At 56.2% G+C, this 13,274-nt stretch carries 12 protein-coding genes; 7 read left to right on the plus strand and 5 right to left on the minus strand.

The annotated features are described in order from the left end of the window. Positions 1 to 158 precede the first annotated feature (158 nt). The 3 genes from AC13C0_RS11915 (at position 159) to AC13C0_RS11925 (ending at position 3,907) form a co-directional block, all read left to right on the plus strand. The gene (locus AC13C0_RS11915; RefSeq protein ID WP_482954432.1) at positions 159 to 779 is read left to right on the plus strand and encodes an ABC transporter substrate binding protein; all 621 of its coding nucleotides are present in this window, start codon (positions 159 to 161) and stop codon (positions 777 to 779) included. A 76-nt stretch (positions 780 to 855) separates the two neighbouring features. Continuing rightward, positions 856 to 2,856, plus strand: a complete 2,001-nt coding sequence (locus AC13C0_RS11920) for a methyl-accepting chemotaxis protein (RefSeq protein WP_341581941.1) — start codon at positions 856 to 858, stop codon at positions 2,854 to 2,856. 109 nt (positions 2,857 to 2,965) lie between these two features. Then, a complete protein-coding gene (locus tag AC13C0_RS11925; protein ID WP_117617041.1) occupies positions 2,966 to 3,907 on the plus strand; it encodes a peptidoglycan-binding protein in 942 nt (313 codons plus the stop codon). Between the two features lie 3 nt (positions 3,908 to 3,910). On the opposite strand, the gene AC13C0_RS11930 is transcribed toward AC13C0_RS11925, so the two are convergent. From AC13C0_RS11930 to AC13C0_RS11940, 3 genes are all read right to left on the minus strand, one after another. Continuing rightward, positions 3,911 to 4,162 (minus strand): hypothetical protein, encoded by a 252-nt coding sequence (locus tag AC13C0_RS11930; protein ID WP_117617040.1) that lies wholly within the window; start codon positions 4,160 to 4,162, stop codon positions 3,911 to 3,913. A gap of 234 nt (positions 4,163 to 4,396) precedes the next feature. Continuing rightward, positions 4,397 to 4,549, minus strand: coding sequence for a DUF1127 domain-containing protein (locus tag AC13C0_RS11935; protein ID WP_162893658.1), 153 nt, complete (start codon positions 4,547 to 4,549; stop codon positions 4,397 to 4,399). Positions 4,550 to 4,720: 171 nt separating this feature from the next. Next, positions 4,721 to 4,972: an HP1242/YdcH family protein gene (locus AC13C0_RS11940; RefSeq protein ID WP_117617039.1), complete on the minus strand. Its 252-nt coding sequence runs from the start codon at positions 4,970 to 4,972 to the stop codon at positions 4,721 to 4,723. Between the two features lie 178 nt (positions 4,973 to 5,150). Here AC13C0_RS11940 and AC13C0_RS11945 point away from each other — a divergent pair, with 178 nt between their 5' ends. Both AC13C0_RS11945 and AC13C0_RS11950 read left to right on the plus strand, forming a co-directional pair. After that, on the plus strand, positions 5,151 to 6,119 hold the full coding sequence (locus AC13C0_RS11945; protein ID WP_117617038.1) for a beta-ketoacyl-ACP synthase III: 969 nt from the start codon (positions 5,151 to 5,153) through the stop codon (positions 6,117 to 6,119). 133 nt (positions 6,120 to 6,252) lie between these two features. Next, complete coding sequence (locus AC13C0_RS11950; RefSeq protein WP_117617037.1) at positions 6,253 to 6,525, plus strand: YebG family protein; 273 nt, start codon at positions 6,253 to 6,255, stop codon at positions 6,523 to 6,525. 37 nt (positions 6,526 to 6,562) lie between these two features. Here AC13C0_RS11950 and AC13C0_RS11955 read toward each other — a convergent pair whose 3' ends face one another. Both AC13C0_RS11955 and AC13C0_RS11960 read right to left on the minus strand, forming a co-directional pair. After that, positions 6,563 to 9,028 (minus strand): YbcC family protein, encoded by a 2,466-nt coding sequence (locus tag AC13C0_RS11955; RefSeq protein WP_482954433.1) that lies wholly within the window; start codon positions 9,026 to 9,028, stop codon positions 6,563 to 6,565. Next, entirely contained in the window at positions 9,025 to 10,644 is a 1,620-nt protein-coding gene (locus AC13C0_RS11960; RefSeq protein WP_482954434.1) for an NADH-quinone oxidoreductase subunit L, read from the minus strand. The genes AC13C0_RS11955 and AC13C0_RS11960 overlap by 4 nt, the downstream gene beginning before the upstream one ends. Before the next feature lie 113 nt (positions 10,645 to 10,757). Between AC13C0_RS11960 and AC13C0_RS11965 the strand changes: the two genes are divergently transcribed. Further along, entirely contained in the window at positions 10,758 to 11,669 is a 912-nt protein-coding gene (locus tag AC13C0_RS11965) for a LysR family transcriptional regulator (RefSeq protein WP_117617034.1), read from the plus strand. 90 nt (positions 11,670 to 11,759) lie between these two features. Then, positions 11,760 to 13,247 carry a flavin-containing monooxygenase gene (locus tag AC13C0_RS11970; protein WP_482954435.1) on the plus strand — a complete coding sequence of 496 codons (1,488 nt, stop codon included), beginning with the start codon at positions 11,760 to 11,762 and terminating at the stop codon, positions 13,245 to 13,247. Positions 13,248 to 13,274: the final 27 nt, after the last annotated feature.

Below are 13,274 nucleotides of genomic sequence, written 5' to 3' on the forward strand. Positions count from 1 at the left end.
ATGCATTGAGCTCGTTGCGCTCTTCCTCTGTCATCTTCAAAGGTATAACGGGTCGGCCCATTGCAGTAGCTCCATCAACATTTTCTGCAATTATAGCCTTTAATGCCAATTACTCGATGAACTTTTGTTAAGGTACACTAGGTGTGAACGGAGGGCCCGTGCAGCACCCTGCTCTTGAGCACCCTCTGGTCACCGGCATACTGGAGCGGCCCTTCTTCGCGGAAAGCATCCGCCATCTGAGAAAAGTACTCAGCCAGAAGGATCGTTTCCTGGTGTTGATGGATGATTCACCAACCATGCGCAATGCCGTAAACGAATACTTCGGTGACAAAAGACAAGCCACCCTTTACGGCTCGCAACTGGACATTGTGCTTACCAATGACAAGGACACCTGGTTGCAAAGCGTTTTCAATGCACACGAAACCTACGACGCTATTGTGGTCGGCACGCACCACACCATTCGCGATGAAGCCGATAACTACATCACCCCAAAAGAGCTCATGACTGAGGCATTTACCCGCACCCGAATTCCGATCTTTTCATTCTGGGATATTTTCATCGGCAAGGAACAAAGCATCGGGGGATTCACCATTTCAGCCCATCAGGAAGGCCTGACCGCAGCTCGCCTCGCCTCCCTGATACTGAACGGGGTTAAACCCAATCGCATACCCCAGCTGAAATCCCTGAGTGGCCACTACGTGTACAGCGAAAGTGGACTGAAACACTGGAACCTGGATTTGTCGCCACTGATCGCCAGCCAAGCGAACTTTGTTGACTAAATCGTCACGATTCACTCCAGACAATTCCCGTTCGGTCGTTAACTGAGATATCTAGCACTTTGGAAGAGGTTGTACAGTGACTGCCACCATTGTTGAATCTATTGAGCGTCGCCTCGGCGTGCGCGGCAAACTGCTGATTGCACCGGTGTTTATCTTGCTGCTGTTCGCGCTCGTCACTTTTTACAGTGTTCGCGAATTCCGAAGCCTGGATGATCGAATGGGCACTGTCGCCAGGGACCTTGCCCCCGAGACGGCGATTGCAACGGATGTTCTCATCAACCTTTACCGGTTGAGACTTTGGGTTTTCGACTATTACGCCACGGGTAACGAGGAAGTCCTGTCCCGTCTTGAGCAGCTCGAGTCTGGATTTTTCAACGATCTGGCAGATGCTCAGGCAAACATCCGGGCACCGGAACGTATCCGGCTGGTCAGGGAAATCGAGCAGGCCACCTCCCGGTACGTTGGTATCTTCGAAGAGGAGTTGGTCCCCGCCAAACAGCAAGTTCAGCGAATTGTTGCCGAAGAACTGGACCAGTATGGCCCTGCCGCTTCCAAAGCATTGCGCAGGGCTATTGACGGCATCACCAACCGGGAACCGGACAGCCCACTCCGGGTCACGCTTGAGCAGCTGATCCACGACACGCTCCTGATGCGAATGGCAACCCAGCGATATTTTTCGGATGGCACTGAAACCTCCGAGAAAGCACTGGGTTATGCCATGGAGGATGTATCGGACGCCCTTTCCTTTCTCGATATGGATGCCGTGCCCGATTTCATACGCCAATACCTCGATACGGCCATTGAGGCGCTGGAGAAATATCAAGCCTCAGTGAACAATCTTTTGCTTCATCAAAGCGCCATGAACCGAACCAAAACAGAACAACTCGATGTTCTGGGCCCGCAAATTACGCAACTGGCGAGGGAGCTCGAACAAAAGGTTTTTGTTGCGCTGGAAGCCGTGGCCGATGAGGCGGAATCAGAAACCGACACTGCTCTGCGCCTGACTATGGCCGCCTTCGCAACCTCTGTATTGTTGGGACTGGTGGTTGCCTTCCTCTTTAGCCGGATGATGGCCATTAGCGTGAAACGCGCTCGCGCGGAAATCCTCGGATACCTGGAAGACATTGGCAACAATCGCGGCAATGTCTCAACCCGACTCACCAAAGGGCGCCCGGATGAAATCGGGGACTTCATATCAGCCGTCAATTCGTTTCTCGAAACCCTCGAGGACATCATCTCAAGGATTGCCACGGCATCCCGGGGGTTGACCAGCGAATCCGAGTCCCTGTCCGGCATTACAGAGAGGACGACAAAAAGCTCCGGGCAGCAGAGAGACCAGATTACCCAGGTATCGGCGGCGATGCAGGAAATGGTTTCCACATCCGATGAGATCGCTTCAAATACCAACGACACGGACGAATCCGCCCGGCAGGCCGCGCGGCTGGCCGATTCCGGACAGGCAACCGTGACCAATGCAATCCAGTCGGTAACCCGGCTTGCGGAACAGGTCCAGGAGGGTTCCAAACGCATTCAACGTCTGGAACAGGAGTCTGGTGAAATCGGTGGTGTCCTCGAAGTGATACAGAGCATCGCCGGGCAAACCAACCTCCTGGCCCTGAACGCGGCCATTGAAGCAGCCCGGGCGGGTGAAGCCGGCCGGGGCTTCGCTGTGGTTGCTGATGAAGTCCGCGGGCTCGCCAGGCGGGTTCAGGATTCAACGGTCGATATTGAGCGGATTGTTTCCAATCTCCAGAGTGGCGCCGCGGGGGCCGTGGTTGATATGAGCAAGGCCAGACAGATGGCCGGAGAGGCCAGCGAAGAGGCCGGCAGGTCCGGCACGGCGCTTTCGGACATTCTGGCCGCAGTGAACCGGATTGTGGACATGACCACACAGATTGCGAGTGCCACCGAACAACAACGGGCGACCGCCGCGGAAATGACTCAGAATGTCGAGGCCAGCAGTGGTGCCATCGACGAACTGACTGGAGACATTTCTCACGTAAACGATTCCAGCAAGGCGCTTGCAGGTATGGCCGAAGAAATGGACAGCCTCGTTCGCCGGTTTCACGTCAGCTAATTATTCCGGTTGTTAACTGCGTCATAGGCGGTCCCGGTTATTGCTGATACTTTCAGGGCTCACGTTACGAAATGTAAACGTATACGGAACAGCCCAGAGGGATTTCGCCATGAAACGCTCACGCCATTGCCAGGTTCCTGGCTTTCGCACTCAGGCCGCCGTCCTGTTCACCGCGGCCATGGGCTTCAGTGCTGCCCACGGGGCAAGTCCGGTAAATGTTATTTTTTCAGCGGAAAATGCCCTTTACGGCGCCGGCTATGACATCGGGCGTGCGGACGGCTGGTATGACAACAAGTTGCGGGCCGCTGTCCGGAACTATCAGGACAAAAGCGGCCTTCCCACCAGCGGTGACCTGGATTCGCAAACCCTGAAGGCGCTGGGTGTAAATACCACCGCCAAGGCAACAGTCAGCAGCAATGCTGTCGCCAGCCGTGAAGACGCTGTGGCTGCACTGGGTTTACCGGAACTGAACCTGCGGTTACGGCCTCAAGCTGTGGCGAAAATGGTGCCGCGAACGGAGCCAAAGCCCGAGCCATCTGCACCGTTGATCGAGGCCCCCCGGGAAACGGGAACTGAAGAACCTCCTGCAAGCGCTGAGGCATCTGCAAGCAAGCCACCAGAAGCTATTGATGATTCTGATAACAAAACCATTTATAGTCAATTAGTTAAAAACGGAACCTCAACTCCTTCTGAAGCTCCATCCTCGTCCTCCCCGGCCGTTTTGGGGGTCGTATCCGAGTCGTCCAGTGAAACTGCGCCAGCCCCGGAATCCGAGACCGAAATCGTTGACTCCGTACCATCGGCAAATCAAAAACCTGTTACCGCTGTTGCAGTAGTGGCCGTTGAGGCAGACGGTCCATTAGCACAGCTGCCAGCAGAGCCAACAAGTACCGCCCCCCTTGAGCCTGAAACCGAAGTTACAGTCACAGAACAAACCGCCGGCACTGGCAACCCTGCTGCAACGAATCAGCCTGAGAACGAACCCCGGCGTAGTACCGGTGGCGGATTCTTCAGTGCGTTGTTTGATTTCTTCTTTGGCTGGCTGGTGTAACCGTCAGCCCTGAGCCCGGCGGCTGAAAACCTTCCAGTCGACCACGTTGCCATCCGAATCAAAATGAACGTAGCCTCGGAAGCTTGGATCCTCTTCCCAGGCTTTCACGAAGCCTACGGTTTCGCCGGCATCAGAAACGATTTCAAAGGCCTCGCTGCGGACAGCTGCAAGTTCACTATCAGGATCAATCTCAGAACGTTTGAGGGTAACGGAAGAGTCTAAAGGCAAGGTGCTTTGCAGGAATTCCTGGATCATCGTCGAGCTCTCCTTTCTGGGTGAACCGTTGGGGTTCTGGAGGTAGCCAGACTATAGACTGATCCGTTCAGGGAATATACAGATACAAATCAACTTTCTTATATTTTTTCGAGATAAAAACACTTTAAGAACAATGGTATATTTTATTTTTGCCACATTCCGAAAACGCTGAACTGGTGATTTTCTCACCAGCTCAGGAGATTACCGGTGCAATTGCCGGTCAGTTCTTCCGGATCAGAATTTCCAGAAAGGCGTGCTCAGTTTCTGTTCAACCAGTTCGGGTGAAAACCCGACGTCGTTCAGCAACCGGCGATCCATTGTCATAACCAGGCGGACGAAGTTGCGCTTCATCCGCCAGCCTTTGTAAAGAGAAGCTGCGCTTTTCATTTTAAAACTCCTGAGTCAACGACAAAATGTCGGTCATTCAAAACCGGGACCTTGTTTAATTAGGATCCTATTTTAGGGTTGACGAGGAGTTTTCTAAATACTTGGAAACCCCTACACACAGGGGCTCTCAGCGTTTTTCCGTTAAATTCAGGCTACACATTCATTACGTTTTCATGATGCCTTGTCGTTTGAAACCAGCGCCTGGTAAAGATTATCCTTAAGCCGGGCGCGCTTCTGTTTCATGCGATGCAATTTGTCGTCACTAATAGGCGCATCCCTCTTTTCCAACCCCTCTATCTCCTGATCCAGCTCCGCGTATTCCCGGAATTTTTCATCGAACCTCGGGTCGTTGCTCTTGAGCTCATCAATAAGGTCACTGTACTGGGGAAATTCTTTGTGAAGCTCATGGCTGGAAATGCCCATCGTCTTGCTCTCCTCTTCTGTGCAGAGTTATGCATCGTGTCGATCAAAGGTGATCACCTTCAGCATAGACGAGCCTGCCAGTTTCCGGGCTTCTTTGACAAATCGCTAATTACGCACGACGTTACATGGGTATAGCATGGAAGAACGTTAAACCAGTTACGCCTCGGGACACTCGCGAATGACCTTTGCACGAATTACCGGCACCGGCTCTTACCTGCCAGACAATATCGTTACCAATAAAGACCTTGAGAAAATGGTCGACACCACAGACCAGTGGATTCGCGAGCGCACAGGAATCGAGCAACGGCATATTGCCATTGAGGGACAGACCACGGTCGACCTGGCCGAGCAAGCTGCGAGGAACGCCATTGACGCCGCTGGCATTAACGCTGAAGACATTGATCTGATTGTGTTCGCCACCTCCACCCCGGACAAGATTTTCCCGAGCTCCGCCTGCATTCTTCAGGCCCGGCTGGGAATCCATGGCTGCCCCGCTTTCGATATTCAGGCAGTCTGCAGCGGTTTTGTCTACGCATTGGCAACTGCGGAAAAATTCATCAAAACCGGCAGCAGCAAGAAGGCGCTCGTCATCGGGGCTGAGGTATTCTCCCGCATCATCAACTGGGAAGACCGTGGCACCTGTGTACTCTTCGGGGACGGTGCCGGTGCGGTGATCCTGGAAGCCGATGACGAAACCGGCATTCTCTCCACGCACATCCACGCCGATGGCCAATATGAAGAGTTACTTCATGTGCCCTGCGGTATTGCGGATGGTTATGATCAGGTGAAAGCCGGGCGCGCGTTTGTGGAGATGAAGGGCAACGAAGTGTTCAAGGTGGCGGTGAACACGCTCGGCAAGATTGTCGACGAAACCCTCGAAGCCAATCAGATGCAGAAATCGGATATTGACTGGCTGGTGCCCCACCAGGCCAATCTTCGAATCATCTCGGCTACTGCCAGAAAACTGAATATGTCCATGGACCAGGTTGTTGTTACTGTTGGCCAGCATGGCAACACCTCTGCGGCTTCGATCCCCCTTGCCCTGGATGTTGCCGTGCGCGACGGGCGAATCAAGCGCAATGAGGTGATCCTGCTGGAGGCCTTCGGTGGCGGATTCACCTGGGGTTCCGCACTACTGAGATACTGATTTTCCCTTCCCGTACCCTGTCTTTCCGGGCTTCGGCAATTGCTGAAGCCCGATTGCCATTGTGTTGGCGACCCCCTGTCGGATAGACTGTGTTTTTATACAGTACTACTAACGCTCACTGCGAGGAATGACCATGGCAGTACAAGCAGTCTACTTTTCCGATAGGGACGGCCTGGATATGGCACTGAAAAATCCTGACACGATGCTGTTCACCTCAAAAGCCGAAGCCGATGCCCGGGATAAGGTTCTGGAGCTGGCCGAAGAAATTCAGGTATTTCTCAGCCGTAAGGTTGAAGGGCTTGGCGATGACCTGGCTGAACGCTGCGCCATGGCCATCGCTGAAGAAAAGGATCTGTTTCAGAAATCGCTCAAAAAACCGGATCTTCTTAACGCGGAGCAGGAATAAGAGCCAAGGGCGGCCGGCAGGTAAAGGCCGCCCTGCCTCACGCTATGCTTTTCCACTGCCCCTTATCGTAACGCTCTGCCCCATTCTCAGACATCCGGCACAGGCAGACCCACTGATTCTGCACCAGGGCCGCCACGTCTGGCTGGCAACGAATCACCGACTCTATCCGCTGTGCCGGAGCGTCAATCAGCACCGTCAGCCGAACCGGTTCGTGGCGCCAGTAGGTTCCGTCGTGCACCGATTGCAGAGGCAGGCCGATCCTAAGATGCGACCCATTGCCTTCAACCACCCCCACATTGCCACCAACGACCGAATGAAGCAGCTTGTTCCCTGAGCCGTAGACTTCCGGAACCGTTACCGAAGCAAAGTACTGGAGGTTAATCCAGTTGGCTACGATCATCGGAGCGGCAAGCAGCCCTTCCAGCAGGCTGCCATCGGCATCCAGGGCGGGATCGTAATCGTGCAGAAATACCCGGCCGGAAAGATTCCTTCCGCGGGTTCTTGTCCGCTTGGCAAAGATGATGGCTGCATTGTTGGCCAACCCCCACTCCGGACGCACCTCTGACCAGTCTCTGGTCCTTTTCTCCATGGCTTCTTTCAGCTGGTCATCCCCCAACCCATTCAGTTTCAGTGGCGTTGCCCGCTCCTTGCGAACCCGAACGCCAGCCTCCTCAAAACCCGCCTGTAAATCCGCCAGCTTATGAACGTGGGAATCCGGAATCAGGTGGTGATCGGCAATGGTCACCTTGTCAGTGGCCGTGCAATGCTCGGCAGCCACGGCCCAGGTATAGTCGGGGATTCTTATACCCCGGGCGGCCAGCCCTGCCCGGATTTCGGGCTCGTTGATCAGGCGGGCGGCAAGGCGCGCGTTGACGCCGCCACTCTGGCCGCCGCAGGCGCCGCAATCCAGTCCGGCCTGATTCGGATTGTTATCGGTATGACTGCCATGGCCAACAAACACCAGCAAGGGCGCAAAGCTGCCGGTTAACGACATGCCCCGGAGCATGTTTTCTGCCAGCGTTACCTTTTCCGCATCGGAAAGGGGATCACCGCCATGGTTATGAACCAGTCGCCCTTCAATACAATGTTCAGTATTGCTGTGCTGGCCACGCTTCAAGCTGTCCTTCAGCAATTTCCAGGCCCACGCAAGCCCGGTTGTTTCCACCATAGTGAATGTGGAGAGACTGCTGTATTTCGCCTTTCTCACCGATTCCCGGGCAATTTCCTTCTGATCCAATGCCCTGTTTTCAGCGAAGTCTTCCCGCAAGCTGCCCTTGGTATCGATTAAACGGTATGGCGCTGACAATAGCCCCGGCAGGCGCCGGACCGGCGCGAAAGGCCCGTGCTGCTGGTGCGCAATGGGCATTCCGAAAAAGCCCGCGAAACCCAGCGTCTGAACGCCGGGACAGACCTCTTCCAGGTGTCGGCGCATCACTTCAGACCGGACATCAATACAGAAGACAGCCTGGGCTTCCAGCGTCTCGTTGTCTGGAACCGAAACCGGCTCGGTCTGATGCCCGAATCCAAGCGCCTGCCAAAGCGTGCGCTGATAACCGAGCTCAAACGCACGCTGCCACACCCAGAGCCTGTTCCGATCGTTCCGGTCGCCGGCACGGCGTGCCCGCGCTCTCTGTTTCTGCCATTGGGCTTTTTGGGCGGGCGAGGCAAAGCCAGCGCCGAGGGACTCCCAGACCAGCATGATGGCCAGCAGTTCTGCGCAGCGATCAGACGATGCGCCCTCAAGGCCAGCGCGCCAGTCCTCTCCACGGCACCAGGAGGCCCAGCCGTTTACCCGAAGCAACAGACTGTGGAGCAGGGCCTCAAGCTCCTGACCAGAAACCCTGATAGCCTTGATCGATTCTTCAATCGCCTCATCCATGGTATCCGGCACGGCGTTGAAAAACGCCCGGGCACCCGCCAGACCGGTTCTGAAATCCAGGGAACGATCCTCGCGAACCGACTCGAGCCAGAACCCGAACAAACCCGTGTCATATTCGCCTCTGGTCGCAGACCAACGGCCCTGGCGCTGGTCAAAAAAAGCGCCACAGGTTTTCGAAACCTGATCACAAACCACCTCAGCCAGGTTCTCTTCACCATTGCCTGCGGAGTTTGCCGGACCTCCGGAAAACGTACCAAGAATCGAGCCCTGTCCGGGAGCAGAGGTGTTTGATGGACGGCCAGGCCAGTCCAGATAATCCGCAAGACACTGCTCGCCGTCAAACTCCTCGATACTCGCCCTGAGATCCTCTTCCCGGATCCGGCCGCCGTCCCAAGCCTCCCGGTAATACTCCGGGGGCATCAGCATGTTGATCCCGCCACGCTCCTGCAGAAGCTGGTCTGCTCTCGCCGCCGTACTATGCCTCAGGCCCCAGAACGGGTTGACCGCAATCCACTGATCCAGCGGCCACACCGGCGCAATCAGGTTACAGGCCTTGCGGAAAGAGTCGCGCCAACCATCATCCATTACCTGCAACTCCGGCACCGACACCGATAAATTGGTCATGATCTTTCCTCCAGTCTGAACGGATGATGGGGAACTCTACGAAACATTGACGGCACCCTCAGCGCTTCGGCCGCCAGCTGACGAGTCAGCCGGTCAAACGGCAGGTCGAGATAGAGCCCCTGCCGGAAGTGGGCGCCGAGCACCCGGGTTGCCCGGAAACGGGCGCCCAGAACAATCAGCAGCGAACATAGGGCCAGCAACGCGACCATTGCCGCCCCCAGTGCGTAACCGACCGGAGGAACGGCAAAACCCTCATGCACGGGCACCGCCGGCCCCACCAGCGTATGCAGCAGTGAATAGACCGGAACCAGCAACACCGACATGCCTGCCAGTTTGAATTTTACTGAAGCGGTTGCGCCGGCCGGTATACCCATGGCCGCGGCGGCGACTGCAAGCACCAGCAGCGCCCCGAAAACCGGGTTGTGCTCAACAATCCACGGAGCCTGGAACAGAATCAGAGTTGCGACCAGCCCGGTTGAGCCCGCCCAGAGCATCCGGCTGGCCACTGGAGGCTCGGCAAAGCCACCCGCCGCCGACACCACCACCGTGCGCCCGGAGGCCAGGAAGGAGTGGGCCTTATAAAGCGAGTGAGCCAACAGATGCAGCAGCGCCAGCGTGTAGGCTCCCATGCCGATTTCAAACAGCATGAACCCCATCTGCGCACAGGTGGACCAGGCCAGAGCATGCTTCACGGAGTGTTGGGTCATCATGATGAGCGCCGCAACGACCGCTGTGAGGCCGCCAATCACCAGCAGTATCAGGTGTCCGGCGGTGAATCCGTCGAAGACCGGGAACAAACGCAGCCACAGAAATCCGCCGAGGTTGATCACGCCGGCATGCAACAGTGCAGAAACCGGCGTCGGCGCCTCCATCACCCGGATAAGCCAGCCATGGAAGGGGATCTGGGCACACTTGAGAATGGCCGCCAGAGCCAGGGCCACCGAGGCCATGGTCAGCTCCGGCGAACCACCTGCACGGGCGGTCTCGCTCGCCACCATCTCTGGCAGGTAAAAGGTGCCGTAGTGGAGATACAGCAACACCACACCCGAAATCACCAGCACGTCTCCGGCGCGGCTGACGATAAACTTCTGAACCGCTGCCATTCGCGCCTGTGGCCGGTCCTGGTAAAGCGTAAGAAGGTGGTGCAGGGCCAGGCTGACACCAATCCAGACGCCTGCCAGAATCAGCAGGTTATTGGTGAAAACCAGAACCAGAACCGAAGCGATCGTAACCAGGAACCAGGGAAGGAAGCGATCACGGCCGGGATCCTGGCTGAGATAATTGTGCGCAAACCGCAGAATCACCCACCCAACGAACGCCACCATCAGAGCCATCCAGACGGCGATACCATCCGGGTACAAGCCAAAGCGACTGCCGAGGGTAGCCAGTGTGTTGCTGTCGCCAACGACCACGGACTGGATGATAAGCAAAGTGGCAACCAGTAAAGACGCGGCCATTGAGAGCACCATCAGCCAGCCGGCAATGCGCCAGCAGTGATTCCGCTTCAGGGGGCTTTTCAGCCAGCCGCTCAATCCGGCCAGCGCAAAAAGGGCCACCGGCAGCATCAGCCAGATGGCCAGTACCAGTAACGAAGAAAATTCAGCGATTGGATTCATAGGGACAAACCTTCTGTTTGGCGGAACCTTTCGGGAGTACTTTGCCCTTGCCAGACCGATATAAAAAATGGTTTATACTTATTAATTCATTCTGTTTTTGAGAACGGTCGGCAATGAAGCTCAATTACCACCACCTGTATTATTTCTGGAAGGTTGCCCGCACCGGCCATCTCACCCGGGCGGCAGACTCCCTGCATATTTCCCAGTCCGCTCTTTCAGGGCAGATCCGGAAACTGGAGGAAAGCCTCGGCCATGACCTGTTCATTCGGGAGGGGCGCCGGCTAAAGCTGTCCGAGGCGGGACGCATGGCTTTCTCCTATGCCGAAGAAATCTTCCGGCAAGGTGAGGAACTGTCGGCCCTGTTTGCCTCAGGCGCGCAACCGAACCGGGAAATCCTCCGCATTGGCGCCGTCGCGACCCTGTCACGGAACTTTCAGGAGGGTTTTCTGCAACCCTTGCTGAACCGGGAGGATCTGGAGCTTAGCCTGCAAAGCAGCCACATTGATGAATTGCTGCGGCGTCTGTCGGCCCATCGACTGGACCTGATTCTTTCCAATCAGACAGTACAGGGGGATGAGCAGAACCCCTGGCGCTCCCGTCTGATCGCCAAACAGCCGGTAAGCATCATTGGCCCGACGGGCCTGGAGGTGCAAAGAGAGTTCCCTGAGATGCTCAGGAACCGGAGCCTGATTGTTCCGGGACCGGACAACAACATACGCCAGGCTTTTGATCAGCTCTGCGAATACCACAGGCTCCGCCCGCACATTGCCGCGGAAGTGGACGACATGGCCATGATGCGACTGCTGACACGGGACACCGGGCACTTTGCCATCATGCCGCCGGTGGTGGTGCGGGACGAACTTAAAAGCGGGGCCCTGTCGGATTACGGCGCCCTGCCCGGCGTCTTCGAGGAATTCTACGCCATCAGCATCCGGCGCCAGTTCGAGACTCCAGCGCTGCGGGCGCTGCTTTCGCAGACCTCTGATAATTTTCTCGCCCAGCCCACGGTTGATCATTCTGACTAGCCAGTCTGGCCAAAAAAGTCATCCATCGGGGTGCTGTAGAACCGTATACTGATCCCGAACGAGCACAACAATAATGACGGACAGCCTTCCATGACCCCGCCCAGCGAACGTGAACGCCCATCCATTCTGATCATTGGCGCCGGTTTCGGCGGCCTCGGAATAGCCATAAAACTGAAGCTGGCGGGCTACACCAACCTGACACTGCTGGAAAAAGCCGACCGGGTGGGTGGCACCTGGCGCGACAATACCTACCCTGGCGCAGCCTGCGATGTCCAGTCCCACTTCTACTCCTACTCGTTTGAACCCAAGCACGACTGGTCCAGAAAATTTGGCCTGCAACGGGAAATCCTCGGGTACATGGAACACTGTGTCGCCAAATACCGGCTGGCCGACCACATCCGTTTTAATTCGGAAGTGCAGGAGGCGGCTTTTGATGACAACAACAATCAATGGACCGTTACTCTGGCCACCGGCGAGCAACTGACCGCAAGCGTGCTGATCACGGCAACAGGCCAGTTGAATCAGCCCGCCTGGCCAAAGCTCGATGGCCTGGAGCGCTTCAAAGGCAAGCTGTTTCATTCAGCCCGCTGGGATCACGGCTATGATCTGACGGGTAAGCGGGTAGCGGTTATCGGTACTGGCGCGAGTGCCATCCAGTTTGTGCCGGAGATTGCCCCAAAGGTAAAACAGCTGGACCTGTTCCAGCGCTCTGCCGCCTGGGTGCTGCCCAAGCCGGACCGCCCCTTCAAACCCTGGGAGCAGGCCTTGTTCCAGAAAGTCCCGGCCTGGGACCGGGTCTACCGCTATCTGATCTACTGGAAAAACGAAAGCCGGGCCCTGGCATTCACCAAATTCAGCGGATTGCTGGAGTTCCATGCCAACCAGGCAAAACGAGAAGCCAGAAAGCAGGTCACCGACCCGGCAAAGCTGCACCGTATCATCCCCGATTACAAAATCGGCTGTAAGCGCATTCTGATTTCCAACGATTGGTACCCGGCCATTAACCGGCCAAATGTGAATCTGATTACCGACCCCATTGACCATATTGATGAGACCGGTGTAGTTACCCGAGACAGCCACCACCCGGTGGATGCCATCATCTGCGGGACCGGTTTCCGGGCCTCGGAGTTTCTCTCCCCCATGCGGATAACCGGCCGGAGCGGGAAGACCCTGAACGAGGCCTGGCAGAACGGCGCAGCCGCCTTCAAAGGCATCACCGTCAGCGGCTTTCCCAATCTGTTCATGCTGTATGGCCCCAACACCAACCTGGCCCACAACTCCATTCTGTACATGCTGGAGTCCCAGTTCCGTTATGTCCTCGGTTGCCTGGATGCGCTCGGAAAATACCCCGGCTCCGCCATGGACGTTCGCCAGGACAGGCAGGACCGGTTTACCCATGTCGTCCAGGACGGGCTTGAAGACACTGTCTGGAGTTCCGGGTGTACTTCCTGGTACCTTGATGCTAATGGCCGGAATACCATTAACTGGCCGGGGTTTACCTTCACCTATCGTTTCGCGACACGACGGGTGGACACTGCGGACTATCAGTTTATTTATCCCTCTCAGCCATCTGACTGAGGCAAATCCTTCATCAATACTTGAAGC

Source organism: Marinobacter sp. B-21 (assembly GCF_056857895.1).

Bases quoted from the DNA above. Each gene is read 5' to 3' on its own strand.
- AC13C0_RS11925 (WP_117617041.1), top strand. From the start codon at position 2,966: ATGAAACGCTCACGCCATTGCCAGGTTCCTGGCTTTCGCACTCAGGCC.
- AC13C0_RS11930 (WP_117617040.1), bottom strand. From the start codon at position 4,162: ATGATCCAGGAATTCCTGCAAAGCACCTTGCCTTTAGACTCTTCCGTT.
- AC13C0_RS11935 (WP_162893658.1), bottom strand. From the start codon at position 4,549: ATGAAAAGCGCAGCTTCTCTTTACAAAGGCTGGCGGATGAAGCGCAAC.
- AC13C0_RS11940 (WP_117617039.1), bottom strand. From the start codon at position 4,972: ATGGGCATTTCCAGCCATGAGCTTCACAAAGAATTTCCCCAGTACAGT.
- AC13C0_RS11945 (WP_117617038.1), top strand. From the start codon at position 5,151: ATGACCTTTGCACGAATTACCGGCACCGGCTCTTACCTGCCAGACAAT.
- AC13C0_RS11950 (WP_117617037.1), top strand. From the start codon at position 6,253: ATGGCAGTACAAGCAGTCTACTTTTCCGATAGGGACGGCCTGGATATG.
- AC13C0_RS11955 (WP_482954433.1), bottom strand. From the start codon at position 9,028: ATGACCAATTTATCGGTGTCGGTGCCGGAGTTGCAGGTAATGGATGAT.
- AC13C0_RS11960 (WP_482954434.1), bottom strand. From the start codon at position 10,644: ATGAATCCAATCGCTGAATTTTCTTCGTTACTGGTACTGGCCATCTGG.
- AC13C0_RS11965 (WP_117617034.1), top strand. From the start codon at position 10,758: ATGAAGCTCAATTACCACCACCTGTATTATTTCTGGAAGGTTGCCCGC.
- AC13C0_RS11970 (WP_482954435.1), top strand. From the start codon at position 11,760: ATGACCCCGCCCAGCGAACGTGAACGCCCATCCATTCTGATCATTGGC.